Below are 25,843 nucleotides of genomic sequence, written 5' to 3'. Positions count from 1 at the left end.
CGAAGCACGTGGAAAGAAGAGAAAGGAAAACCTCACTGCTCAAGCGGGTTTTCCTTTTTTTATAAAATAAAAGCCCGCTTGCAAGCGTGTGAGGGACAGGACAGCAGTGCAGACCAACTGCCTGTGATGATACAACAAAGAGATAACATTCAATTCAGAATTTATTGAAAAACAAATTGAATTTGTGTATTCAAATCGGTATACTCGGAGTAAGTTTTCGATGTCACATAGTCTGACGCCAAAATAACCATGGGGAGGGGACGCCTTTGTTGAGAGATTGGCTGGAGCAAATCGAAGCTATGTATCCGCAGATGGTCGAATGGAGAAGGCATTTGCACCAATATCCAGAGCTTTCCTTCGAAGAAGTGGAGACACCCAAGATGATCGCCGGAATTTTGGAAGGCTACGGTATCGAAACACGAACAAATGTAGGGGGCAGAGGAATCGTCGGGACTATTTACGGTGCCAAGCCCGGCAAAACAATTGCGCTGCGGGCAGATTTTGACGCGTTGCCGATCAAGGACGAAAAAGACGTTCCGTACAAGTCCAAGGTCGATGGCGTCATGCACGCCTGCGGACACGACGGGCACACCGCGACCTTGCTCGCTGTCGCCAAGGTCCTGAGCGAAAATCGGCACCTGCTCAGCGGCAATGTCGTCCTGCTTCACCAGCACGCGGAGGAAAAAGTGCCGGGCGGGGCGATCGCGATGATCGAAGATGGTTGTCTCGAAGGAGTGGACCTCGTGTTTGGCACGCATCTTTCGTCGAACACGCCGACCGGGACCTACAGCTACAGCAAAGGATACGCGACCGCGGCCGCTGACGTCGTCCAGATTCAGATTCAGGGCAAAGGCGGTCATGGCTCAGCACCACACCAAACGATCGATGCAGTGGCGATCGGTGCCCATCTCGTCACCCAGCTGCAGTACATCGTCAGCCGCCAGGTCGACCCGCAAAAATCAGCCGTACTCTCCATCGGTTCGTTCCATGCGGGCAACGCCGGAAATGTCATCGCAGATTCCGCCGAGCTCAAAGGAACGGTTCGAACCTTTGACGAGCAAGTACGCGCACATATGAAACGGGAAATTGCCAACATTGTCTCGGGGATCAGCCAATCGCTTCATGCGGAATGCACCCTGACGTACGAAGACGGCTATCCCGCAGTCTATAACCACCCGGCCGAGGCAGAAGTCTTCTCGCATATAATCAAAACTTCCTTCCCGGACTCACCGGTAGAAGAAGTGCCGCCGATGATGGGCGGAGAAGATTTTGCTTATTATTTGAAAGAAAAACCGGGATTGTTTTTCTTCACCGGCGCTCGCAACGAGGAAACGGGGGCGTCCTTCCCGCATCACCATCCCAAGTTTGATATCGACGAGCGGGGGATGCTGTACGCTGCAAAGGCTCTCTTGACCCTGGTCTATCACTATACCGTTGCCGAGATTAGCGAGCCGGTCACCGAGGTCAGCACATAATCCATGTACAAAGCAGAAGAAACCAACCGACATCAGGGGGGCTGGATGTGAACAACTTTTTGGAAGTAGACAAACTCCAAATCGCGTTTCGGACGGAGAAAGGAGAGGTCGTATCGGTCGATGAGGTCTCCTTTCAGCTAAAACCCGGCGAAACGATCGGGATTGTGGGGGAATCCGGCTGCGGCAAGAGCGTGACCTCGCTTGCGATTATGAGACTGCTCGGGAAGACAGGATTGATCAAACGAGGAACGATCCAGCTCAACGGGCAGGATTTGACGCAGTTTACCGAAGCGCAGATGCGCGACATTCGCGGAAACGAGATCGCGATGATTTTTCAGGAGCCGATGACGTCGCTCAATCCCGTCTTTACCATCGGCAATCAGATGCTGGAAATGATCCAGCTCCACATGAAAATGTCCAGGGCAGAGGCTCGTGCCTACGCCGTCGAAATGCTGAAGAAGGTGGGGATTCCGCGAGCGGAGCAACTGATTGACGAATACCCGCACAAACTGTCCGGAGGGATGAGACAGAGGGTGATGATTGCCATGGCTCTCTCCTGCAAACCGAAGCTTTTGATCGCCGATGAACCGACAACCGCGCTGGACGTGACCATTCAGGCACAAATTCTTGAACTAATGAAAAAGCTCCGCGACGAATCGCAGACATCCATTATGATCATCTCCCACGATCTCGGCGTCATTGCGGAGATGGCCGACAAGGTACTCGTCATGTACGCCGGGCAAGTGGTTGAGGAAGCAGATGTGTTCACGCTTTTTGATGAGCCGAAGCATCCGTACACCAAAGGCTTGATGGACTCGATTCCGCATCTGGAGCACGACAGCTCGCAAAAGCTGTTTTCTATCCCGGGAGCTGTTCCGACACTGCAAATGATGCCCAAAGGCTGCCGTTTCCACGACCGTTGCCAGCATGCCACACCACAATGCGCAACCGAACAGCCGCCGCTGGTCTCGCTGCCTGAAAACAGCGCTCACCGGGTGAGATGCTGGCTGTACGAAGAGGAGCAGCAAAAATCTACCAACAAGCGAAGCGAGGGAATTGCATGAGTGAAAAAGGCGTGACGACACCAACTCCTTTGCTGGAAGTACAGAACCTGAAAAAATACTATCCGATCAAGCGAGGGATCATCTCCCGCACGGTCGGCCATGTAAAAGCGGTGGACGGCTTGGATTTTTCCATCTTTCCGGGAGAGACGGTTTCGCTGGTAGGCGAATCCGGCTGCGGAAAATCGACGACCGGGCGCGCCATCGTGCAGCTGGAGACCCCGACAGAAGGCAAGGTCATCTTCGACGGAAAGGAGATGTCCTCGCTTTCCGGTTCCGATCTGCGCAGGCTGCGGACCGATTTGCAAATCATTTTCCAGGACCCGTATTCGTCGCTCAATCCCCGCAAACGGATCGGTGATTTGCTCGCGGAACCGCTGCTTGCCCACAATCTCGCCGAGAAGGGCGACGTTTCCCGCAAAGTAGACGAAATTCTGGAGATCGTTGGCCTGTCCCGATATCACAAAAACCGCTACCCGCACGAGTTTTCTGGAGGGCAGCGACAGCGGATTGGCATTGCCAGAGCGTTGATTCTGCGTCCGAAGCTGATCGTCTGCGACGAACCGGTCTCGGCACTCGACGTGTCAATCCAGGCGCAGGTGCTGAACCTGTTGAAAGATTTGCAGCAAGAGTTCCAGCTTACCTATTTGTTCATCGCGCACGGCCTGGGGGCAGTCAAGTACATCAGCGACCGGATTGCCGTCATGTATTTGGGTAAAATCGTAGAGCTGGCCAAAACGCAAGACATCTTCAGACAGCCGAGACATCCGTATACACAAGCGTTGCTGCATGCCTATCCCATTCCCAATCCCCATCTGCGCAATCGCGAGCGAATCGTGATGGAAGGAGACGTTCCCAACCCTGCAAATCCGCCATCTGGCTGCGCCTTTCACACACGATGCCCGTTGGCCAAGGAGATTTGCAAGGAGCAGGCTCCCGCTCTTACCGCCGGGGAACATGCGGTAGCTTGTCACTTTCCATTGAATTAAGGAAGAGGGAGGAATGCACAAATGTTTCCGTATATCATCCGAAGACTGATTATTTCGATTCCTGTACTCTTTGGCGTGACCGTGTTCAGTTTCTTCATCGTCCATCTGGCCCCGGGAGATCCGGTGGAGATGTACATCAGCCCGGATGCAACAGCAGCGGACATCGAACTGAAGAAGGAAGCGCTCGGATTGAACGATCCGATTTTCGTACAGTATTGGCGCTGGCTGCAAAACCTGATGCAAGGCGATTTCGGCTTCTCGTTCGCCACGTATGCACCCGTAGGCGATATGGTAGCTTCGCGGATTGTTCCGACCCTGATCCTGATGGGAACAGCGCTCGTGATCGCCTACCTGATTGCCATTCCGATCGGCGTGCTCAGCGCGATCAGGCAGTACTCCTGGCTTGATTACTTGACGACCTCATTTTCTTTTATGGGAATCTCGATCCCGAACTTTTTCCTCGGGCTGGGTGTCATCTACATATTTGCCGTGCAACTACAGCTCCTGCCGACCGGAGGAATGAATACGCTGGGCGGGGACGGCGGTTTCCTCGACACCTTGAAACACCTCATACTGCCTGCTTTTGTCCTGGGAACCGGGATCGCCGGCAATATGGTGCGGTACGTACGTTCCAGCATGCTGGAAATACTCGGACAGGACTATTTGCGGACGGCACGCTCAAAAGGCTTGCGTGAATTTATCGTCGTGAACAAGCACGCGTTTCGCAACGCGCTGATTCCGATTATTACCATTATCGGGATGGACATTCCGATGCTGATTGGCGGGGCGGTCGTGACCGAGCAAATTTTCCAATGGCCGGGACTTGGCCAGTTGACGATCCAATCGATCGGTTCCCGTGACTACCCGACCTTGATGGCGATCAACTTTATCGCCGCGATCACCGTGCTTTTGTCCAACTTGCTGGCAGACATCCTGTATTCTGTCGCAGACCCGCGGATCAAGTACAACTAAAGAGAAAGGGGGAGACGAGATGTCACTGGCCAATGCAAAAATCGAACAGGAAGACGCCATTCCAAAGCAAGAAGTGCTTGCCCTGGGTGAAGAAGAGAGTTACCTGAAAATGATTGCCAAGCGCTTTCTCAAGCACAGGCTGGCAGTAGCCGGATTGATTGTCTTTGTCTTGATTACACTTTGCGCAATCTTCGCTCCGGTTCTGGCGCCGCACGATCCCTACGAAATCTCTGGCAATTTTGCTGCCGCTCCCTCTGAGGAACACCTCCTTGGGACCGACCAGGTAAGCCGGGACAATCTCAGCCGACTGATCTACGCAGCTCGTGTTTCCCTGGCGGTGGGCATTGGTGCTGTCGCTATCTACGTGATCATCGGCACCATTCTCGGCGCAATGGCCGGCTATTTCGGAGGTTGGGTGGACATGGTGATCATGCGCCTGACGGATATTTTCATGTCCTTTCCATACTTGATGGTCATTCTCGTCATCGTCAGCATCATGGGCCCGAGTTTATCCAATATCATTATCGTATTGGGGATATTGGGCTGGCCAGGGATCGCGCGGATCGTTCGCGGCAGCGTACTGTCTGTCAAGGAAATGGACTACGTGAAGGCTGGCATAGCCCTGGGCTATTCAGCCCCGAAGATTGTTTTCCAGCATATCCTGCCAAACTGCCTCGCTCCGATTTTGGTCAACGCCACGTTTGGCATAGCCTCCGCCATTATTATGGAAGCATCGCTCAGCTTTTTGGGCATGGGGGTCCAGCCGCCGACTGCGAGCTGGGGCAACATGCTGACGGAAGCGCAGTCGCTCACCGTCCTGTCACAGCAACCATGGCTGTGGGTGCCACCGGGCATGATGATTCTGTTGGCGGTGCTGTCGATCAACTTTATCGGCGACGGCCTGCGTGATGCCATGGACCCGAGAAGTTTGAAGTAGTGCGTGCAGGTGGTTGTCTGGTTGAAAACAAAATAGAAAAAAGGGGTGTGTACGATGAAATTGGTCAAACGAGCAGCGAACATCTTGGCAGTGTCATCTTTGCTGGTACTGGCTGCTTGCGGGGGCGGGAATTCAGCCGCTCCGGCGGGAGAAGCTGGCGGTCAGCAAGGTACGGAAACACAGCAGCCCGGCAGTCAAGCAGCAGGCAACACGATGTTTTTGGGAATGACGAATCCTCCCATCTTGTTTAATCCAATCAATAGCACAGACGTTGCATCCCAGTTTGTTGAAAAGTTCTTTTTTGACTCGTTTCTGGAAATGGTCGCACCTCTCGAGTTTGCTCCCAAGCTCGCCGACGCGTTTGAAACGACAGACAACCAGACATTTACGATCAGGATCAACCCGAATGCGAATTGGACGGACGGCACTCCGGTGACCGCTCACGACGCAGCCTTCACCTTGAATCTGATCGCCAACCCGAAAGTCGAGACTACCGTTGGCAGCTACATCGCCATGTTTGACGGTCTCGGCGAAAACGGCAAGCTGAAAGAGGGCGAGACGGAAATCCCGTCTGTGAAAGTAATCGATGACAAGACGCTGGAATTTAGAACGAAGGCGCCAGTCGATCCGAATATGCTCAAAGAGCAGCTCGGCGTCAAGCTGATGATCCTGCCCAAGCATATCCTGGAAAACGTCGACCCGGCGGCATTGTCGCAAGATCCGTTCATGCAAAATCCGAACGTGTCCAACGGTCCGTTCAAGTTCGTGAAATACGAAAAAGACCAGTACGTCGAGCTGGCAGCCAATCCGGATTATTACCGTGGCAAGCCCGCGCTGGAAAAGCTGTTCATCAAGGTGCTGCCAGGCCCGAACATGGTCGCACAACTGCAAACCGGCGAACTGCATATGAACGTGGCAGGCGGGATCGGCAAAATCGCTCCGCAAGATTTCGATACGGTCAAATCGTTTGAGAACGTCGTGACCAAAGACGAACCGAACTTCAGCTTCCAGACGCTGATGTTCAACATGGACGTCATCTCTGACCCGCGTGTCCGCAAGGCGATGGCCTACGCGATCGACCGGGATCAGATCGTCGACAAGCTGTTGAAAGGTTACGGGGAAGTGATTGACGGACCGTACACATCGGTAAACCCGTACCTGGATACGACGCTGGAAAAGTACACCCACGATCCGGAAAAGGCGAAGCAACTGCTTCAGGAGGCAGGCTGGGATTTCAACCGCGAGATCGTGCTGAACGTGCCTACCGGAAACAAGGTTCGCGAGCAGTCCGCCGACGTGATCACGCAAAGCTGGCAAGCAGTCGGCTTGAAGGTGAAAGTGCAGAAGTTCGACTTCCCGACCGTTTTGAGCAAAGCCAAGGCGGGTGACTACGAAGTGACGCTGATGGGTCTGACGCTCACGCTCGATCCCGACGTCTCGACGCTGTACACCACGAACGGCAGCTTTAACTTCATGCAGTACAGCAGCCCGCGCGTAGACGAACTGATGCTCAAAGGAAAGGCAGAACCGAATATGGACGTGCGCAAAGGCATCTACGCCGAGCTGCAAAAAATCTGGAACGAAGACTTGCCGCTGATTTCGCTGTACTCGGACAACGACTTCGCAGCCATTTCCAAACAGGTCGCACACGGTGAGCCGAAAGTGTTCGGATTCCACCACGAATTGGAAAAATGGTCAGTAGCAGGTGCGCACTGATGGATCAGGGACAAGTGATCAAGCGCGTCCAGGAGCACCTGCCACAGACGCTGGAGACGTTGAAGGAATACGTGCGGCTTCCTACGGTCTCCGCACAGCATTCGGCGATCCCGGAAACCGTTGCCTTCGTCGTCGCCATGATGGAGAAGCTGGGGGGCGTAACGCGCGTACTCGATGACCTGGGCGGCAACCCGGTAATCTATGGCTTCTTCCCTGCCGGCAGCAAGGGGGACCCCGGCAAGACACTGCTTTTTTACAACCATTACGATGTCCAGCCGCCAGAGCCGTTTGACGAGTGGGAAACGCCCCCGTTCGAGCCGGCTGTCAAGGATGGAAAGCTGTTTGCGCGAGGGGTTGCAGACAACAAGGGAGACCTGGTCGCGCGGCTGACCGCGATCCAGCTGCTCCAGGAGAGCGAAGACGGACTGCCCTGCAACGTCAAGTTCATGGTCGAGGGCGAGGAAGAGATCGGCAGTCCGAATCTGGAGCCGTACTTGCGCAAGTATCAGGAGCTCTTCTCTGCGGATGCCTGCATCTGGGAATTCGGCAGCAAGGATGAAGCCGAGCGGATCAGCATGGTAGCGGGCATCAAGGGAATGGCTTACCTGGAGTTGACTTGCGAAGGAGCCGAGATCGACATGCACTCGTCGATCGGGGCCTACGTGGACAACGCGGCATGGCGCCTCGTCCAGGCATTGGCGACGATGAAAAACAAGGAAAATGAAATTCTCGTAGAGGGTTTCTACGACGGGATTCTCGAGCCAAGCGAACGCGAAAGGCAGGTAGTGCGAAATCTTCCGTTTGACACGGAGGCGATCAGCCGCTTATACGGGTTGAAGCGTCCACTGATCACGGAAGCGCTGGGCGTCGATCCACGCGAAGCGATGGTGTTTCACCCCACGATGACGATATGCGGAATCGAGAGCGGGTACACGGGCGAAGGGGCCAAGACGGTACTTCCCAAGCGCGCCAAAGCAAAAGTGGACTGCCGCCTCGTGCCCGGCCAGGACCCTGAGCACATCCTCGCCTGCGTGAAAAGCCATTTGCTGAAGCATGGCTTTGACGATATATCGGTGAAGATGTGGAACGGGCAAAAAGCGTATCGCTCCGACTACGATCATCCTTTTGTCTCCCATGTCATGGAAACAGCGCGCCACGTATACGGCCACGAACCGATAGTCGCGCCAAATTCGGCTGGAACGGGACCGATGTACGCGTTTGGCGAGGCGCTGCGGCTGCCGATTGTCAGCACTGGCGTAGGCTGGTCAGGCTCCAAGGTGCATGCTCCCAACGAATCGATTCGCTTGCAGGATTTTGAGCAGGGGATCGTGCACATGGTACTGATGCTGTCTGGATTTGCCCAGGCGATGGATGCGCATCTGCATCGCAGCCAAAGCGGCAACGGGTAAGGGTTGATCCACCGGGTATAGCAACAGCCTTTTGCTCTTCTTTTGTGAATAAGATCATGCTTTGCGGATAACAGGTGCTGCCACGGCAGAAAGAATGGTTTGTGGCGGCACCTTTTTTGTTGTGCAAGGTGGTCTTTGCCGGAAATTCCATGTACAATTTGGAGAATAGCACGAATGGCAAATAAAAGGAGGCAACATCAGGTGAGCGATACCGATAGATATGAAGTGGCGACCTTTGCCGGCGGATGCTTCTGGTGCATGGTACATCCGTTTGACCAGCAGCCGGGCGTAATTCAGGTCATCTCCGGCTATACGGGCGGTACCGTCGAAAATCCTACATACGAACAGGTATGCAGCGGGACGACCGGCCACTATGAAGCCGTGCAGATCACCTACAACCCTCAGAAAATCTCGTATGAGCAACTGTTGCAATCGTTTTGGCAGCAGATTGATCCGACCGATGCCGGTGGCCAGTTTGCCGACCGCGGCCAGTCGTATGCACCGGCCATTTTTTATCACGACGAGGAGCAGCACAACATTGCGTTGAGGTCAAAGGAAGAGCTGGAGCGAAGCGGCCGTTTTGACAAACCGATCGCGACGGCGATTTTGCCAGCGCAGACGTTTTACCCTGCGGAAGAGTACCATCAGGACTACTACAAGAAAAACCCGCTTCGCTACAAGTACTACCAGGCGGCATCCGGCAGGGCTACATTCATCAAGGAAGCGTGGCAGGACAAGGAAAAGCGGGAAGAACTGCGGAAGCGCTTGACGCCGCTGCAGTTTGAAGTGACGCAAAACAACGCGACGGAGCGGCCGTTCGTCAACGAATACTGGAATCATCGTGAAGAGGGCATCTACGTGGATATCGTCTCCAATGAGCCGCTTTTCAGCTCATTGGACAAATTCGATTCCGACTGCGGCTGGCCGTCCTTTACCCAGCCGATCGAAGAGCAAAACGTCACCGAGCACCTCGATTTGAGCCACAACATGATCCGTACCGAGGTCCGCAGCAAGGAGGCCGATTCTCACCTCGGCCACGTCTTTGAGGACGGGCCGGGACCAAATGGCTTGCGCTATTGCATCAACTCGGCAGCCATTCGCTTTATCCCCAAGGACCAACTGGAAAAAGAGGGCTTTGGTCAGTATCTGAAACTCTTCGAGAAAAAGTGAGCATATCGCTCGCTGAAAGGAACGAAACGATGAGAGGTAGATGGATTCAGACAAAGGGGTCTTTATTGCTCGTCTCAGCCCTTTTCCTGCTGCTGCAGGGATGCGAGGGAGCGATGGCGCCGCTCACTGGCGGCGAAAAACCGGTCGATGTCGCGTCCGAACCCCCGACAGACGAAAGCAAGCAGGAGAAACCGACGGACCAAAAGGAGGAACCACCCATGTCTACACCAGCCACACCGGCAGATCAACCGCAGCAGGATACGACAGCCGCTGATGCCAAGGGCACAGCTACGCCATCTGAAATACCGCAAGACCTCGCCCTGGAGGTCGTAGCCGAACCGGCGAGCTTGACGGTACTGGTCAACAAGCAGCGCAAATTGCCGGAAGAGTACAAGCCGACTGATCTGGTCTTCCCGAATGTCCCGTTCCTGGCACCGGAAAAAAGCGAAAGACGGATGTTGCGGGAAGAGGCAGCGCGTGCACTGGAACAGATGTTTGCTGCCGCACAGGCAGATGGCATCGCGCTGGCCGGAGTCTCTGGCTACCGCTCCCACGAGTACCAAAAGACATTGTTTGCCCGTTATGTCGCCAAGGATGGACTGGAAAAAGCGAGAACGTACAGCGCCTATCCGGGTACGAGCGAGCATGAGACGGGACTTGCCATCGACATTTCCGGCATTGACGGCAAATGCGCGGCAGAAAGCTGCTTTGCCGGTACACCGGAAGCAGAGTGGCTGGCAGCGCGCTCCATGGAGTTCGGCTTTATCGTTCGCTATCCGCTCGGCAAAGAGGAGATTACCGGATATATCTACGAGCCGTGGCATTTGCGCTACGTCGGTGTAGAACTGGCACAGGAGCTTGCGAAAACAGGGCTGACACTGGAAGAGTACTTTGGGGCAACGCCTGTCTCTTCCGAAGGATAAACAGGGGAAGAAAAAGAGCCTTTCCCCGCGCAAGCGATTCTGCCGCATGGTGGCATTCCAGCATGTGCTATAATGGACACGGGTGAAGAGAATGAGCGAAAAACCGATTCGAGAACGCATTATCGAGACCGCGATGCGCCTGTTTGAAGCAAACGGCTATCATCGGGTTACGGTAGACCAGATCGTCAAAGAGAGCGGAACCTCCAAAGGGGGGTTTTATCACAACTTCAAGTCAAAGGATGAGCTGCTGTACATCATCCATGACCAGTTTATTTCCTACGTGCTGGAAAAGGCCCAGGAGGCGTACCGCCAGTGGAATACGCCACCGGAGCGCTTGCAGGCTATTGTCAAATCGTTTGTGATGATGATCGATTTGTACCGGTCGCAGGTGACGATCTTTTACCAGGAGAGCTTGTTTTTGGCTCCGGAGTATTTTGCGGAGATCGAGAGCAAGCGCGATCAGTACAAAGAAATGATGTTTTCGTTGATTCAGGAAGGGATCGAGACAGGCGACTTCCGACCGGAGCTGCCTGTCCCGATCGTCTCGATGGCGATCTTCGGGATGGTGAACTGGATTTACAAGTGGTATCAGAAGTCGGGCACGTATTCCATCGAGCAGATAGCCGATATATACGCCGACATGGTTCTGCACTCGGTTCTGCGCCAGGAATCCAAGGACAATCCCGATTACGCCCGCTATTTTCTGATCAACCAATAAGCAATCTTCATGCTTTTATGCGATATTCAGCAGGCCTCTCGTACTTGTAAAGGTAATGTGGGGCCTTTCTGAATTGAATTTGCATGTCTGACAATTCGCGCTAGAAAAATAATTCCTTCAGACCAACTGGTTGGTCTGTACAAGAAAAGGAAGATTTGATAAAGTGAGGGTAACAGACCAACTGGTCGGTCTTATCGGGAGGGAGGCATGAAACGTGTTGAACATCTATGAAATTCGTGAGCTTGTGAAGCTGTTGGAACAAACAGATGTGGAATCCGTGGAAGTGAAAAATGAAACATCCCGGCTGTCGATCAAAAGGCGTACTGCCCATAGCGCCGTGCCGTTGTTGCCGGCTCCTCTCGCCGAACGCAACGGGCAACACCAGGCGGCCGTCGTGCAAATTACCAGCAAGCAGGCAGGTACAGCGTTACAGGAAAAATCAGTCACACACCCTGTAGCAGCCGAACCGGCAGGAACCACAAAACCATCCGGGTCCAAGACTGAAAAACGGCATACAATCACGTCGCCGATGGTAGGCACGTTTTATCGGGCGCCAGCCGTTGACGCACCGCCGTACGTCCAGGTCCATGACCGTGTGGAGGAATCGACTGTCGTATGCATCGTGGAAGCGATGAAACTGTTTAACGAGATTGAAGCAGAAGTTCGCGGGGAAATCGTCGAAATTTTAGCGGAAAACGGACAATTGGTAGAGCCGGGACAGCCTTTGTTTACGGTGAAGCTGGATGGATAGCCGATCTGCTTAGGCTGAGATGAGAGGGGGAATCCGAGTGGGGAAAGAGGAACTGTTTCAGGCGTTTCCCGTACCGACCTACGAAGAGTGGCGCAAAGAGGCGGAAAGCTCGTTGAAAGGAGCACCGTTTGCGAAATTGCTCTCAGATACTTACGAAGAGATCACGCTGCAGCCGATCTACACACAGGCAGATGTCGAGGGTATCGCGCACGTGCCGGCAATGCCGGGAATCGCCCCGTATGTACGTGGAAACCATCCGGCGGGCTACTGTACCGAGGGGTGGGAAGTCAACCAGGAGATCCCGGCGTCCACGCCGCAAGCATTTCACGATGCCGCGATCAGCGACCTGGAACGCGGACAGACGATGTTGAATATCGTCCTGCACCCGGCTGCACGAGCAGGAAAGGACCCGGATCAGACAGAGCCTTCCGAGCTTGAAGAAGTCGGTCTATATCTTTTCTGCCGAGACGATCTGGATACGGCATTTTCTGGCATCAATCTCGAGGAAGTGCCGCTTTTTCTGCCTTCAGGCGGGCTTGCGCTCCCGATGCTTGGCTTGCTGCTCGCACACCTGGAGACGGCAGGAGCGAATCCGGCCAAGCTACGGGGGTTGGTGGGTGCGGACCCGCTGGGCAGACTCGTGCAGACCGGAAAGCTGGACTGCCCGCTAACGCACGCTTACGACGACATGGCAGCAGTAACCGGCTGGGCGAGCGCGCATGCTCCACAGCTTAGTACGATCCATGTCGAATCGCATCCGTATCACAACGCCGGAGCAACAGCAGTCCAGGAGCTTGCCTTTTCGCTCGCCACAGCAGTGGAGTACATCCGCGCGATGCTGGACAGAGGGCTGACAGTCGAACAGATTGTTGCGAAAATGCAATTCTCCTTTTCCATCGGTTCCAACGTGTTTATGGAGATCGCCAAGCTGCGAGCGGCACGCCTGCTCTGGGCGAATATCGTTGAGGCTTTCGGCGGGTCCGCTACAGCGCAGAAGATGCGCATCCACGCTCGTACCTCTGCGTGGAACAAAACCGTACTCGATCCGTACGTGAACATGCTGCGGGCAAGTACGGAAGCGTTTTCAGCGATCGTCGGCGGGATCGACAGTCTGCACGTATCCGCGTTTGACGAGCCGATTCGGCCAGCAGACGAGTTTTCCAGAAGGATCGCCCGCAATACGCAAATTATTCTCAAGGAAGAGGCGCATCTCGCCAAGGTCGCGGACCCGGCTGGCGGCTCGTGGTACGTAGAGTGGCTGACCGATGCACTAGCCCGCAGGTCGTGGGAGCTTTTCCAGCAGGTGGAGCGGCTGGGCGGCATGAAGGCTGCACTGGAGGCTGGCTTCCCGCAAGCGGAGATCGCACGGATCGCGGCGAAAAAGGCTGAGCAAATCGCCAAGCGAAAAGAGCGGATCGTCGGGACGAACATGTACCCGAACACCTCGGAAGAGCTGCCGGTTCCAAAAACGGCGGACCCAGTCGCTGCAACCGAACATATGGCCCGCCTCCATTCCTGGCGCAGCCAGCACGACCAGGCGCAGCTAGCGAATACGCTGGCAGATTTGTCCCGCTCATCCGCTGATCCCGTCGCCAAGGCAGTGGCAGCTGTCCTGGCGGGAGCGACATTGGGCGATGTGACGAGAGCGTGGACAGGCGGACTAGGTGAAGGCATGTCCATTTCGCCGATCCAGCAGCAGCGCGCCGCGCAGGCATTTGAAGAGTTGCGCCAAAACGCGGACATGTACAGCCAGCGCACGGGCAACAAGCCACTAGTCCACCTGGCTACGGTAGGACCGCTGGCAAAGCACAAGGCACGCGCCGATTTTTGCACGGATTTTCTCGCCGTCGGAGGCTTTGCCGTATCGAGACAGGAGCAATCGCCGTCGACGGTCGAAGAAGCGGCACAGGCGGCTCTTGCATCCGGTGCCCGGATCGTCGTGATTTGTGCGGACGATGAGAGCTATCCGCATGTCGCAGCTCCGCTTACACGCCTGTTGAAAGCGGCGCAGCCGGAGCTGACGGTCTGGCTCGCCGGACGTCCGGCAGCCGAACAGGCAGACGCATACCGCGATGCAGGGGTCGATGATTTTCTGCATATGCAAAGCAATTGCTACGCTTTGCTGCATGACCTGCAGAAACGCACAGGGGTGATCGCATGAGCAAGCATCCTGATTTTCGCCACATGGAGTACCGCAGAAAAAGCAGCGTCCCGCCAGCAGAAGTGTGGGAGGCGAGGTTGCAGCAAGAGACGGGTTTGTCGCTTGACGAGCTGATGTGGCAAACGAACGAGCAGCTTTTGGTCAAACCGGTCTACGGCAGTGAGGATACAGCGGGTATGACCCATCTCGGCTACATGCCGGGGCTGCCTCCGTACCTGCGCGGGCCGTACCCGACGATGTACGTGACACGTCCCTGGACCGTGCGCCAGTACGCCGGTTTTTCCACGGCGGAGGAGAGCAACGCGTTTTACCGCCGCAATCTCGCAGCCGGACAAAAAGGGCTGTCGATCGCCTTCGACCTGGCGACACATCGGGGCTACGACTCCGATCATCCGCGCGTCGTCGGCGACGTGGGAAAAGCCGGTGTGGCGGTAGATTCGATCCTCGACATGAAAATCCTGTTTGACGGCATCCCGCTGGATCAAATGTCAGTGTCGATGACGATGAACGGGGCAGTGCTGCCGATCATGGCGTTCTACATCGTCGCCGCCGAGGAGCAGGGAGTAGACCGCTCCAAGCTGACAGGCACGATTCAAAACGACATTTTGAAAGAGTACATGGTGCGCAATACGTACATTTACCCGCCGGAAGCGTCGATGAAGATCATTTCCGACATCTTCGCCTACACCTCCGCACATATGCCCAAGTTCAACAGCATCAGCATCTCCGGCTACCACATGCAGGAGGCCGGGGCGACCGCCGACATCGAGCTGGCGTACACGCTGGCAGACGGATTGGAGTATATACGCACCGGGCTGAAAGCAGGCATTGACATCGATGCGTTTGCACCGCGCCTTTCCTTCTTCTGGGCGATCGGCATGAACTATTTTATGGAGATTGCCAAAATGCGGGCAGCGCGGCTGATCTGGGCGAAGCTGATCAAGCAGTTTAACCCGAAGAACGAAAAATCGATGGCGCTGCGCACCCATTCGCAAACATCGGGGTGGAGCCTGACCGAGCAAGACCCGTTCAACAACGTGATTCGCACCAATCTGGAGGCGATGGCAGCAGCGCTTGGGCACACGCAGTCGCTGCACACGAATGCCCTGGATGAAGCGATCGCCCTGCCGACCGACTTCTCTGCGCGGATCGCCCGCAACACGCAGTTGTATTTGCAGGACGAGACGGGCATCTGCAAGGTCGTCGATCCGTGGGCTGGTTCCTACTACGTGGAATCGCTGACAGCCCAGTTGGCCGAGCGGGCCTGGGCGCATATCGAAGAGGTCGAAGCGCTCGGGGGAATGGCCAAGGCGATCGAAACCGGGCTTCCGAAAATGAAGATCGAGGAGGCGGCAGCGCGCCGGCAAGCGCATATCGACTCGCGCAAGGAAGCGATCATCGGGGTCAACAAATACCGGCTGAAACACGAAGACCCGCTGGACATTCTCGAAGTGGACAATACGGCTGTGCGCGAGGCGCAGATCAGACGGCTGCAGCAGTTGCGCGAGAACCGGGACGAAGCCCGCGTGCAAGCGGCCTTGCAAGCGATCACAGCATGCGCCCATAGCGGCGAAGGCAATCTGCTGGAGCTCGCAGTGGAAGCCGCCAGGGCGAGAGCGTCGCTGGGGGAAATCTCGGAAGCGTATGAAAAGGTCGTCGGACGCCACAAGGCAGTCATCCGCTCCATCACAGGCGTGTACAGCGCCGAATTCGGCGAAGAGCAGGAAGTCGCCGTCGTCCGCGAAATGGCAGACCAGTTCGAAAAATGGGAAGGCAGAAGACCGCGCATCCTGATCGCCAAGATGGGGCAGGACGGACATGACCGGGGAGCCAAGGTGATCGCCACCGCTTTTGCCGATCTCGGCTTTGACGTTGACGTCGGCCCTTTGTTCCAGACACCGGAGGAAACGGCCTTGCAGGCAGTGGAAAACGACGTCCACGCGATCGGCTTCAGCTCGCTTGCCGCCGGACACAAGACATTGCTGCCGCAGTTGGTCGCGGAATTGAAAAAGCTCGGGCGCGAGGATATCGTAGTCGTCGTAGGCGGCGTAATTCCGCCGCAGGATTACGCCTTTTTAAAAGAGCATGGCGCAGCGGCAATCTTCGGTCCTGGCACGGTCATCCCTGTAGCGGCACAGCAGGTGATCCAGGAAATCGTGAAAAGGCTGGAGGCAGCAGTATGACGGGCGAGGAGAGACAGGAGCGGAGTTCACTGGTGTTTTCCACGTCCGTCCGTCCCCCCCGCCTCTCCGCAGAGCAGTACGTCAAAGGCGTGCTGGAAAACAGCCGTTCCGTCCTGGCGCAGGCGATTACGCTCGTGGAGAGCAATTCGCCGCAGCACATGAAGCTCGCCCAGGACGTGCTGAAGCAGCTTTTGCCGCATACCGGCCGTTCGATTCGCGTCGGGATTACCGGAGTACCGGGGGCTGGCAAAAGCACCTTTATCGAGGCGCTGGGTACGATGCTGTGCGAGCGCGGCCACCGTGTCGCGGTGCTCGCCGTCGATCCGAGCAGTCCAGTGACGCGCGGCAGTATTCTGGGCGACAAAACGCGGATGGAACAGCTGTCGCGCAACCCGCGCGCCTTTATCCGCCCTTCTGCGACAGGAGGCACACTCGGCGGCGTGAACCGCAAGACGAGGGAAACGATCTTGCTCTGCGAAGCGGCTGGCTTCGACGTAATCCTGGTCGAGACTGTAGGCGTGGGGCAGAGCGAGACGACAGTACGCTCGATGGTCGACTTCTTTTTGCTGATGATGCTGACCGGAGGCGGAGATGAGCTGCAAGGGATCAAAAAAGGGGTCATTGAAATTGCCGATGCGCTCCTGATCAACAAGGCAGACGGAGAGAACAAGCAGCGGGCGATGGTCGCCAAAGCAGAGTACAATCGCGTGCTGCATTACCTGCAGCCTGCCACGGCGGGCTGGCAGACGCAAGCCTACACCTGCTCGGCGCTGACCGGGGAAGGAATCGCGGAGATATGGGGCGTCGTGGAGAACTTCCGCGACGAACTGACCCGCTCGGGAGGACTTGCCGCACGTCGCCAGGCGCAGTCACGCGATTGGCTGATGAGCATGACCGAGGACTATCTGCGCTCGCGGTTTTTTGGACATTCCGGGGTGGCGAGCAAGCTGCCCGAGGTGGAAGCTGCAGTTCTGCGCGGAGAGCTTTCTGCGACGGCAGCCGCGCAGCTTTTGATCGAGACCTATGAACAGAAACGAGATGAATCGGAATGGGGAGAGTGATCGGACGATGAGCAAGATGCATGAAAAAATCGATGAGCTGATGGAGCGGAAATTTGCGATCCAGCTGGGCGGAGGAGACGAGCGCATCGACGCCCAGCACAATCGCGGGAAGCTCACGGCACGCGAGCGGCTTGACATCCTGCTCGATGCCGACAGCTTCGTGGAGCTGAATCCGTTTGTCCGGCACCGCGCGACCAACTTCGGGATGGATCAGATGGAAGCCCCGGGGGAAGGCGTAGTGACCGGATACGGAAAAATTCACGGTCGGCCCGTCTACGTCTTCGCCCAGGATTTTACCGTGTTTGGCGGCGCCCTGGGCGAGATGCACGCGATGAAAATTGCCAAGGTGATGGACCTGGCTGCGAAGAACGGCGCCCCTGTGATCGGGTTGAACGACTCTGGCGGAGCGCGAATTCAGGAAGGCGTCAGCTCGCTGGACGGGTACGGCACGATTTTTTACCGCAATTCGATCTATTCCGGGGTGATCCCGCAAATTTCCGTCATTCTCGGTCCTTGTGCAGGAGGAGCAGTGTACTCGCCTGCGATTACCGATTTTGTGTTTATGGTTGAAAAGACGAGCCAGATGTTCATTACCGGACCGAAAGTGATCGAAACTGTGACTGGCGAAAAAATTTCGGCGGAAGATTTGGGCGGGGCCAAGGTCCATTCCAGCTTGAGCGGAAACGCCCATTTTACTGCGGAAACAGAACAGGAAGTGCTCGAAGGGGTGCGCCGCCTGCTCAGCTTTTTGCCGCAAAACAACCGGGAGAAGCCGCCTGCACTCGATCGTTCGTTCGAGCGGGCGATGCAGGATGACATTCTCGACCTGGTACCGGTGGAAAGCACCAAGGTGTACGATGTACGCAAAGTAATCGAAGCGATTGTCGACGATGGCGACTTTATGGAGGTCCAGCAACAGTTTGCCCGCAACATTGTCGTCGGTTTTGCCCGGATCGAGGGACACAGCGTCGGAATGATCGCCAACCAGCCGAAAGTGATGGCAGGAGGGCTTGACATTCACTCCTCCGACAAGCTGGCGCGCTTTATCCGCTTCTGTGACTGCTTCAACATTCCGCTCATCACGTTCGAGGATGTCTCCGGCTTTTTCCCCGGGATCAATCAGGAACACGGCGGGATTATCCGCCACGGCGCGAAAATCTTGTACGCCTATTCCGAAGCGACGGTGCCAAAAATCACCGTAATCTTGCGCAAGGCGTACGGCGGAGCATACGTCGCGCTCAATTCCAAATCGATTGGAGCCGACGTCGTCTACGCCTGGCCGAACGCAGAGATCGCGGTCATGGGACCAGAAGGCGCAGCCAACATCATCTTTGCCCGGGAGATCGAGCAAAGCGCTGATCCGGCGGCGACGCGAGCGGAAAAAATTGCGGAGTACCGCGAAAAGTTCGCCAATCCGTACGTAGCGGCCAGTCTCGGCATGGTCGACGATGTCATCGACCCGCGCCAGACCCGCAGCAAAGTGGCGGAAGCACTGGAAATGCTGCGCAACAAACAGGAGAGCCGCCCCTACAAAAAGCACGGGAACATCCCGTTATAGGAGTGATCTGATCCGATGAAACTGCACGACATTCGCGAGATGATCAAACTGGTGAACCAGACGTCGATCGAGGAACTGGTTTGGGAAACAGATGGCACGAGCATCACGATTAAAAAAGCGGCACCGATAACAGCCCGTCCCGAAGCACTGCCAGTATCCGAGCAAGAAGTGGCGGAAGCAACGCGAAGTTACGAGGAAGCGGCAGCAACAGCCGAGACGGCAAACGAGGAGGAGTCGCCAGCCGCGGCAGCATCTTCTGCCTGGACGATCCGCTCCACCTCCGTCGGTACATTTACTGCGGCTGTGGCTGTGGGAGATGCAATCGCCCAAGGTGCGCTGGTCGGCCGTTGTTCAGTCGAAGCCTTGCAGCTATACGATGAAATCGTATCTCCGGTAGACGGGACGGTGACCGAGATTTTGGTCACAGACGGGGAGCTCGTCGATTACGGAAAACCGTTGATCGTGGTCGAGCCAAATCAGGAGGGAAGACAGTGATGTTTCGCAAAATTCTGATTGCCAACCGCGGGGAAATTGCTGTGCGCGTCATCCGTGCCTGCCATGAACTGGGGATATCGACGGTCGCGGTATATTCGGAAGCAGATCGCGAGGCGCTCCACGTCCAACTGGCCGACGAAGCGTACTGCATCGGTCCGACGTTGTCCAAAGACAGCTATTTGAACATGTCCCGGATCATCAGCGTGGCGCTGCTGACGGAAGCGGACGCGATTCACCCGGGGTACGGCTTTTTGGCGGAAAATGCTTCGTTCGCCCAACTGTGCAAGGATTGCTCCATCACCTTTATCGGGCCAGACGCGAGTGCGATCCAGAAAATGGGCGACAAAGCGATTGCCAAGGCGACGATGCGCGAAGCCAATGTGCCGCTCGTTCCCGGTACGGATGGACTGATTGACGAGATCGAAGAAGCGATCGCCGTGGCTGCCGAGATCGGCTACCCCGTAATCGTCAAGGCGACGGCAGGCGGCGGTGGTCGGGGAATGCGTGTCGCGTGGGACGACGAGGAGCTGCGCAAGTCGATCCGCCAGGCACAGAAAGAAGCGGAGGCGGCGTTTGGCAATCCCGGCGTCTATCTGGAGAAATTCGTGGAGGAGCCGCGCCATGTAGAAATCCAGATCATGGGCGATACACACGGCAACGTAGTCTTTCTCGGCGAGCGCGACTGTTCGATCCAGCGCCGCCACCAGAAGCTCGTCGAAGAGGCGCCATCTCCGGCTTTGGATCAAGACCTGCGCGAGCAGATGGGGAGAGCGGCGGTAGCGGCAGCCAAAGCTGTCGATTACCACGGTGCAGGTACGGTCGAGTTTTTGCTGGATAAGCATGGCAAGTTTTACTTTATGGAGATGAACACGCGGATTCAGGTGGAGCATCCCGTCACCGAGATGATTACCGGGATTGATTTGATCAAGGAGCAAATACGCGTCGCTTGCGGACAGCCGCTTTCCTTTTCGCAGGAGGAAGTGCGATTGGACGGGTGGGCGATCGAATGTCGTATCAATGCGGAGAACCCGCAGAAAAACTTCATGCCGTCTCCGGGCAAAGTACAGCGCTACCTGCCGCCCGGCGGCTATGGTGTACGAGTCGACAGTGCGGTGTACCCCGGCTATGAAATTCCTCCGTTTTACGATTCGATGGTCGCCAAACTGATCGTCTGGGGCAAGGATCGCCAGGAAGCGATTGCCCGCATGAGACGGGCTCTCGATGAATTCGTCGTCGATGGCGTCCACACGACGATTCCGTTTCACGCCAAGCTGCTGGAACACCCGGATTTTGTATCAGGCCATTTTGCGACCAATTTCCTGGAAACGCACAAGCTGGACGTGTAAACAAAAAAAGACGGGGCTACTCCCTTCACCGATTGCGTGAGGGAAAGCCCCGTTTATTGGCTGACAACAGGTTTTTCAACAGGTTTTTCCTTACGTCAGCCGCTTGTAGTAGAAGACCGTCGCATCCAGGGACCCGTTCTCGGATTGGGCAAAGTCAGGAATCCGTCCCGCTTCCACAAAGCCCAGGGAGCGGTACAGCAGGTTGGACGGATCACCTTCGCGCGTGTCCAACACCAGCAGCTTCCGGTTTTCCTGCCTGGCCCGTTCCTCCGCCGTTTGCATCAGTGTACGCGCGATTCCTTTTCGGCGAAAGTCTGGATGGGTCATCAGTTTGGCGATCTCCGCCCGATGCGTGCCGTTCTCCTTCGTACACAGATGGAGCTGCACGCTTCCGGCTATGTTGTCTCCGACCTTTGCGACGTAGAGAATCACATCCGGTGCGGGTACTGATTCCCAATACCGTATCGCCGTCTCCTGCTTCATCGGTGGCAAAAAACCGATCGATGCCCCGTCGTCCACCACTTTGACCAGCATGCCCGCCAGTTCGGGCAAGTCTGCCTCGACCGCATCCAACTCTTCCAGTCTGATCGTCTCCTCCACCCAGACCACTCCATTTCATTTTTTCTATTTTAACCAGTATGAGGATACTGACAATTGCTGTCTACAGCCCTTGCACGAGCTTGCGAATGCCTGAGACGAACAGATCGATTTCTTCTGCGGTATTGTACGGGGCCAGACCGGCACGGACCCAACCGCCGTCCTCATTGATTCCCAGCTTGTCAGCCAGCGTAGAGGCGTAGAAGTCGCCGTCCGCGATAAAAATCGCATATTGCTCCGCCATATGCTCACACACTTGCTGCGGGCTGATTCCCTTGATCCGAAACGCGATCGTCGGCGTTTTCGCTACATCATCCGCTGCCTGGTACAGCGTGACCGCCTCCATCCGGGCGAGCTCGGTTCTGATCTGTTCTGCCAGGCGGTTCTCGTAGGCTTCAATCGCGGCAAAGGCGGAGTGAATTTGTGCGCGCAAGGTGTCACCGCTGCCAAGGCTGGCAATAAACCGGATGGCAGGCGCGATCCCGGCGATGCCTTCGTGATTTTGCGTGCCGGTTTCCAGCTTGTCGGGGATGTACGCTGGAGCAGGCTGCAATTTATACGGCTGCAATGCTGCGAACAGCTCTTTGCGAATGACGGCTATGCCTACATGAGGACCGAAAAACTTGTAGGCCGAGCAGAACAGGATGTCCGCTCCGAGCCGATCCCGGTCGATAAACAGGTGGGGAGCGGCATGGACGGCATCGACAGCGACAAGTGCGCCTGCCTGTCTGGCTTTGGCAGAGAGCAGGGAGATGTCGTTAATCGTTCCGACTGCATTGGAGGCGAGACCGACGGCGACCAGCCGCGTCTTGTCCGTGATGAGCGAATCGAGGTCGTCCAGGTCGAGGGTAAGTGTCGCCGGGTTGACCTTGATCCAGCGTACCGTCATGCCGCGATCTGCAGCGATGGTCAGCCACGGGTCGACATTGGCCCGATGATCCAGTTCGGAGACGACCAGTTCGTCACCCGGCTGCCAGTTGCGGCCCAGCGCACGTGCCACGGCAAAGGCGAGCGTCGTCATGTTGGCGCCGAATGCGACTTCTTCTGCCTTCGCCCCCAAAAGCTGCGCTGCCGCTTCTTTCGCTTCGGCGATGATCGCTTCGGTCTCCCGGCTGCTCGGGAAGGAGCCGTGCAGGTTGGCACCGCCATTCGCCATATAGGCGTAGATGGCGTCCATAGAGCCTTTTACCACCTGAGAACCGCCTGGACCATCGAGGTAGATTGCCCGCTTGCCGTTATACATCCGTTGCAAAGCGGGGAACTGCTGGCGAACTGCTTCGATCGGAAAGGAATGTGTCGTTTGGGTCATGGGACATGTCTCCTTTATGTAAAGTTTCGCGAAGAACATGGATAACATCTTCATGTTATCACAATAGTTGGACTTTTATGAACACACTCCTTTACAAATCAAATAATATCTTAAATTTTAAGTAATTGACAAAGGGACTCGACCAGTATAGAATAATAGGTAAGTAATATACAGTAAGTTAATTAAAAAAAGTAAGTTAAAAGGAGTGTTATGTACAAATGGCAAAAAGCAATTGGGCAGTAGACGCATCCCACAGCAGTGTAGATTTTTCCATTCGCCACATGATGATTGCGAAGGTAAAAGGAACTTTCCACGCATTTGAAGCGCAAATCAGCGCTGATCCGAGCGACCTGACGACAGCAGAAGTCACGTTCAAAGTCGATCTGAGCAGCATCGATACGCGCAACGAAGATCGTGACAATCACCTTCGTTCCGCTGACTTTTTCGATGTGGAGAAATACCCGAACATGACGTTTACCTCCACGTCCTTCGCGAAAACTGGTGAAGGAGAGTACACCGTAACGGGTGATCTGACGCTGCATGGCGTGACTCGTCCGGAGACGTTTACCGTTGTGTATGAAGGTTCCGGAAAAGATCCATGGGGCAACGAGAAAGTTGGCTTTAGCGCCCAAGGGACGATCAAGCGAAGTGATTACGGTCTGACTTACAACGCAGCACTGGAAACAGGCGGCGTATTGATTGGTGACGAGATCAAGGTAACGCTTGAAATCGAGGCAATGAAAGCGTAACGCGTCATCGCATGCCACGATTTTCACAAAAAACCTGACACCTAGATGTCGGGTTTTTTGTTTTTTGTCTGGCCGTTCGTTTCGCAAGGAGAATGAAAACATGGCGACGAATTTAATGAGTCGAACAAGTGCGAAGCGAAGGGAAGGAAAGGGGGACCGCCCTTTGAGAAGTGAACAGGAAATGATGGCTCTCATCATGGATGTTGCCACAAACGATGATCGAATCCGATTGGTAACATTGGAAGGGTCGCGTACAAACAAACATATTCCTCCTGACCGGTTTCAGGATTACGACATTTCTTACTTTGTAACAGAGATGGATTCTTTCAAGACGAGTGATTTGTGGCTTGATGTTTTCGGGAAGCGTCTAATGATGCAAAAACCCGAGGATATGGAGCTTTTTCCGCCGGAGCTCGGAAATTGGTTTTCCTATCTGCTTCTGCTTGAGGATGGGAATAAAGTCGACCTCACACTGATCCCCATTGACGAGGTAGAGGACTATTTTGCCAAGAGCGACGGTTTAGTCGAGGTATTGCTCGATAAGGACCTCCGGATCGAGCGTGAAGTGATCGCGGATGATCGGCAATACTGGATACAAAAGCCAACGGCCAGACAATTTGATGATTGCTGCAACGAATTCTGGATGGTTTCGACATACGTGGTAAAAGGATTGGCGCGAAAAGAAATTTTGTTTGCCATTGATCATCTGCACGGGATTGCAAGACCGAATTTGCTGCGAATGATGGCGTGGCAAATCGGAGCTGAGCGGGGCTATACTTTCAGTGTTGGGAAGAACAGCAAATTTCTCGATCGTTACCTTCCCCGCGAGGATTGGGATAAACTCCTCTCTACCTATGAGCAAAACGGGTATGCCCAGACGTGGCAGTCATTATTTACATGCCAAGCGTTGTTTCGCAAATACGCCAAAGCTGTGTCCGAAAGTCTCGGATATGAGTATCCGGACTACGATGAAGCGATTACGGCATACACCCAAAATGTCTATGCTACATGGACATAAGCGACGGAAACCGCCTCCAGCAGGCGGTTTTTTCTTGGTAAAATCTGGCGCTTCTCAATCCGCGAATGTACGAATACGTTTTTGTTAGACGAGATTGCGTTCTTCGGGGGGATGCCTTGTCCACAAATACCGCATGTGCTATAGTAAAAGAGACCCATATATTTCCGAATATTAGATATATAACAAATTATTGAAATATTCTTCTCATTATGTAAAAAAGGGGCGATATTCGCATGCAGCTTGCTTATTCCCACCCATTCCCGTATCCGCGTGAAACCGTATGGAAGCTGATTCAGGATGAACGGGTTTTACGGCATGCCATACCCGGCTGCAAGTCTTTTTCCCACATCGAACAAGATTCGTATCATGTGGAGATGGGACTGAGCGTAGGACCTGTGAAAGGACTGTTTAGCGGACAGGTGCAGATTGCCAACCGGCAGGAGCCTGGCTACTATCAACTGCTCGTCAAGGGAAAGGGACTTCCTGGCGAAATCGATGCGACTGCCCACATGCATATAGAGGAAACAGAGCAAGGGGCGGTCCTGAACTGCCAAATGGAGGTGATGGTCACAGGCGTCCTCGCTTCGGTCGGACAGAGGGTGATGGGAGGAGTCGCCAAGCTCGTCTTGGGTCAGTTTTTCAAAGCGGCGGAGGAGGAAATGAACAAGTTGGCATCTCAGGTGTAGGCTCTCGACATTCTAGGAGGTGTGACGATGGCGAATGAAGTGAAGGTGTCGGTGAAGGTAAACGGCACAGACAGAGTGGCGACGATTGAACCACGCATGCTATTGGTCCATTTTCTGCGCGAAGAGTTGCAATTGACGGGGACACACATCGGCTGCGATACGAGCCAGTGCGGAGCATGTACCGTGATGGTAGACGGAGAAGCAGTCAAATCGTGCACGATGCTGGCAGTGCAGGCCAACGGCTGTGAACTGACGACAGTGGAGGGTCTCGGCGTGATCGGCAATCTGCACCCGATCCAGACGAGTTTTTGGGAAAAGCACGGATTGCAGTGCGGGTTTTGTACGCCAGGAGTAATGGTGGCGGCGATCGCCTTGTTGGAAGAAAACCCGCATCCTACCGACGAAGAAATTCGCGAAGCATTGGAAGGCGTCATTTGCCGCTGTACCGGCTATCAGTTCATCGTCGAGGCAGTCAAACACGCGGCGCAATTGATGGCCAATCCTGGCGAAGAAAAAGTAGCGCTCGCTGATTCGCTGCAGCTCGGGGAGGTGCGGTAGC

General features: G+C 55.2%; 23 protein-coding genes. 21 read left to right on the top strand and 2 right to left on the bottom strand.

Annotated elements, in window-relative coordinates:
- Window positions 1-266 precede the first annotated feature (266 nt).
- The 17 genes from ACAF76_RS11245 (at window position 267) to accC (ending at window position 20,925) form a co-directional block, all read left to right on the top strand.
- Window positions 267-1,475 carry a M20 family metallopeptidase gene (locus tag ACAF76_RS11245; protein WP_400163645.1) on the top strand — a complete coding sequence of 403 codons (1,209 nt, stop codon included), beginning with the start codon at window positions 267-269 and terminating at the stop codon, window positions 1,473-1,475.
- A 47-nt stretch (window positions 1,476-1,522) separates the two neighbouring features.
- Window positions 1,523-2,539 carry an ABC transporter ATP-binding protein gene (locus ACAF76_RS11240; RefSeq protein ID WP_400163644.1) on the top strand — a complete coding sequence of 339 codons (1,017 nt, stop codon included), beginning with the start codon at window positions 1,523-1,525 and terminating at the stop codon, window positions 2,537-2,539.
- Window positions 2,536-3,525 carry an ABC transporter ATP-binding protein gene (locus tag ACAF76_RS11235; protein ID WP_400163643.1) on the top strand — a complete coding sequence of 330 codons (990 nt, stop codon included), beginning with the start codon at window positions 2,536-2,538 and terminating at the stop codon, window positions 3,523-3,525. The genes ACAF76_RS11240 and ACAF76_RS11235 overlap by 4 nt, the downstream gene beginning before the upstream one ends.
- Before the next feature lie 21 nt (window positions 3,526-3,546).
- A complete protein-coding gene (locus ACAF76_RS11230) occupies window positions 3,547-4,497 on the top strand; it encodes an ABC transporter permease (RefSeq protein ID WP_400163642.1) in 951 nt (316 codons plus the stop codon).
- A 19-nt stretch (window positions 4,498-4,516) separates the two neighbouring features.
- Entirely contained in the window at window positions 4,517-5,434 is a 918-nt protein-coding gene (gene opp4C, locus ACAF76_RS11225; protein WP_400163641.1) for an oligopeptide ABC transporter permease, read from the top strand.
- 54 nt (window positions 5,435-5,488) lie between these two features.
- On the top strand, window positions 5,489-7,150 hold the full coding sequence (locus tag ACAF76_RS11220; protein WP_400163640.1) for an ABC transporter substrate-binding protein: 1,662 nt from the start codon (window positions 5,489-5,491) through the stop codon (window positions 7,148-7,150).
- Window positions 7,150-8,559 (top strand): M20/M25/M40 family metallo-hydrolase, encoded by a 1,410-nt coding sequence (locus ACAF76_RS11215; RefSeq protein ID WP_400163639.1) that lies wholly within the window; start codon window positions 7,150-7,152, stop codon window positions 8,557-8,559. Before ACAF76_RS11220 ends, ACAF76_RS11215 begins: the two co-directional genes overlap by 1 nt.
- A gap of 174 nt (window positions 8,560-8,733) precedes the next feature.
- Complete coding sequence (gene msrA, locus ACAF76_RS11210; RefSeq protein WP_400163638.1) at window positions 8,734-9,729, top strand: peptide-methionine (S)-S-oxide reductase MsrA; 996 nt, start codon at window positions 8,734-8,736, stop codon at window positions 9,727-9,729.
- A 29-nt stretch (window positions 9,730-9,758) separates the two neighbouring features.
- Window positions 9,759-10,652 (top strand): D-alanyl-D-alanine carboxypeptidase family protein, encoded by an 894-nt coding sequence (locus ACAF76_RS11205; RefSeq protein ID WP_400163637.1) that lies wholly within the window; start codon window positions 9,759-9,761, stop codon window positions 10,650-10,652.
- A 91-nt stretch (window positions 10,653-10,743) separates the two neighbouring features.
- Window positions 10,744-11,370, top strand: a complete 627-nt coding sequence (locus ACAF76_RS11200) for a TetR/AcrR family transcriptional regulator (RefSeq protein WP_400163636.1) — start codon at window positions 10,744-10,746, stop codon at window positions 11,368-11,370.
- A gap of 214 nt (window positions 11,371-11,584) precedes the next feature.
- The gene (gene accB, locus ACAF76_RS11195; protein WP_400163635.1) at window positions 11,585-12,121 is read left to right on the top strand and encodes an acetyl-CoA carboxylase biotin carboxyl carrier protein; all 537 of its coding nucleotides are present in this window, start codon (window positions 11,585-11,587) and stop codon (window positions 12,119-12,121) included.
- A gap of 37 nt (window positions 12,122-12,158) precedes the next feature.
- Entirely contained in the window at window positions 12,159-14,282 is a 2,124-nt protein-coding gene (locus ACAF76_RS11190; RefSeq protein WP_400163634.1) for a methylmalonyl-CoA mutase family protein, read from the top strand.
- Window positions 14,279-16,465 carry a methylmalonyl-CoA mutase gene (gene scpA, locus ACAF76_RS11185; protein WP_400163633.1) on the top strand — a complete coding sequence of 729 codons (2,187 nt, stop codon included), beginning with the start codon at window positions 14,279-14,281 and terminating at the stop codon, window positions 16,463-16,465. Before ACAF76_RS11190 ends, scpA begins: the two co-directional genes overlap by 4 nt.
- A complete protein-coding gene (meaB, locus tag ACAF76_RS11180) occupies window positions 16,462-17,526 on the top strand; it encodes a methylmalonyl Co-A mutase-associated GTPase MeaB (protein ID WP_400163632.1) in 1,065 nt (354 codons plus the stop codon). Before scpA ends, meaB begins: the two co-directional genes overlap by 4 nt.
- Window positions 17,527-17,533: 7 nt before the next feature.
- Window positions 17,534-19,084 carry an acyl-CoA carboxylase subunit beta gene (locus ACAF76_RS11175; protein ID WP_400163631.1) on the top strand — a complete coding sequence of 517 codons (1,551 nt, stop codon included), beginning with the start codon at window positions 17,534-17,536 and terminating at the stop codon, window positions 19,082-19,084.
- A 15-nt stretch (window positions 19,085-19,099) separates the two neighbouring features.
- Window positions 19,100-19,579: an acetyl-CoA carboxylase biotin carboxyl carrier protein gene (locus ACAF76_RS11170; protein ID WP_400163630.1), complete on the top strand. Its 480-nt coding sequence runs from the start codon at window positions 19,100-19,102 to the stop codon at window positions 19,577-19,579.
- Window positions 19,579-20,925, top strand: coding sequence for an acetyl-CoA carboxylase biotin carboxylase subunit (gene accC / locus ACAF76_RS11165; protein WP_400163629.1), 1,347 nt, complete (start codon window positions 19,579-19,581; stop codon window positions 20,923-20,925). Before ACAF76_RS11170 ends, accC begins: the two co-directional genes overlap by 1 nt.
- Window positions 20,926-21,015: 90 nt before the next feature.
- Here accC and ACAF76_RS11160 read toward each other — a convergent pair whose 3' ends face one another.
- The gene (locus ACAF76_RS11160) at window positions 21,016-21,459 is read right to left on the bottom strand and encodes a GNAT family N-acetyltransferase (protein WP_400163954.1); all 444 of its coding nucleotides are present in this window, start codon (window positions 21,457-21,459) and stop codon (window positions 21,016-21,018) included.
- Between the two features lie 127 nt (window positions 21,460-21,586).
- Window positions 21,587-22,831 carry a cysteine desulfurase-like protein gene (locus ACAF76_RS11155; protein WP_400163628.1) on the bottom strand — a complete coding sequence of 415 codons (1,245 nt, stop codon included), beginning with the start codon at window positions 22,829-22,831 and terminating at the stop codon, window positions 21,587-21,589.
- A 218-nt stretch (window positions 22,832-23,049) separates the two neighbouring features.
- Between ACAF76_RS11155 and ACAF76_RS11150 the strand changes: the two genes are divergently transcribed.
- From ACAF76_RS11150 to ACAF76_RS11135, 4 genes are all read left to right on the top strand, one after another.
- Window positions 23,050-23,580, top strand: coding sequence for a YceI family protein (locus tag ACAF76_RS11150; protein ID WP_400163627.1), 531 nt, complete (start codon window positions 23,050-23,052; stop codon window positions 23,578-23,580).
- 163 nt (window positions 23,581-23,743) lie between these two features.
- On the top strand, window positions 23,744-24,598 hold the full coding sequence (gene ant(6), locus ACAF76_RS11145; RefSeq protein WP_400163626.1) for an aminoglycoside 6-adenylyltransferase: 855 nt from the start codon (window positions 23,744-23,746) through the stop codon (window positions 24,596-24,598).
- Window positions 24,599-24,831: 233 nt separating this feature from the next.
- Window positions 24,832-25,284: a CoxG family protein gene (locus ACAF76_RS11140; RefSeq protein ID WP_400163625.1), complete on the top strand. Its 453-nt coding sequence runs from the start codon at window positions 24,832-24,834 to the stop codon at window positions 25,282-25,284.
- A gap of 27 nt (window positions 25,285-25,311) precedes the next feature.
- Complete coding sequence (locus ACAF76_RS11135; RefSeq protein WP_400163624.1) at window positions 25,312-25,842, top strand: (2Fe-2S)-binding protein; 531 nt, start codon at window positions 25,312-25,314, stop codon at window positions 25,840-25,842.
- The last annotated feature ends 1 nt before the right edge of the window (window position 25,843 follow it).

Source organism: Brevibacillus sp. TJ4 (assembly GCF_044627595.2).
In the GTDB taxonomy this organism is placed as follows: domain Bacteria; phylum Bacillota; class Bacilli; order Brevibacillales; family Brevibacillaceae; genus Brevibacillus.
Note: the sequence above shows the minus strand (reverse complement) of the source record. Positions and strands in the feature narration are given on the sequence as shown.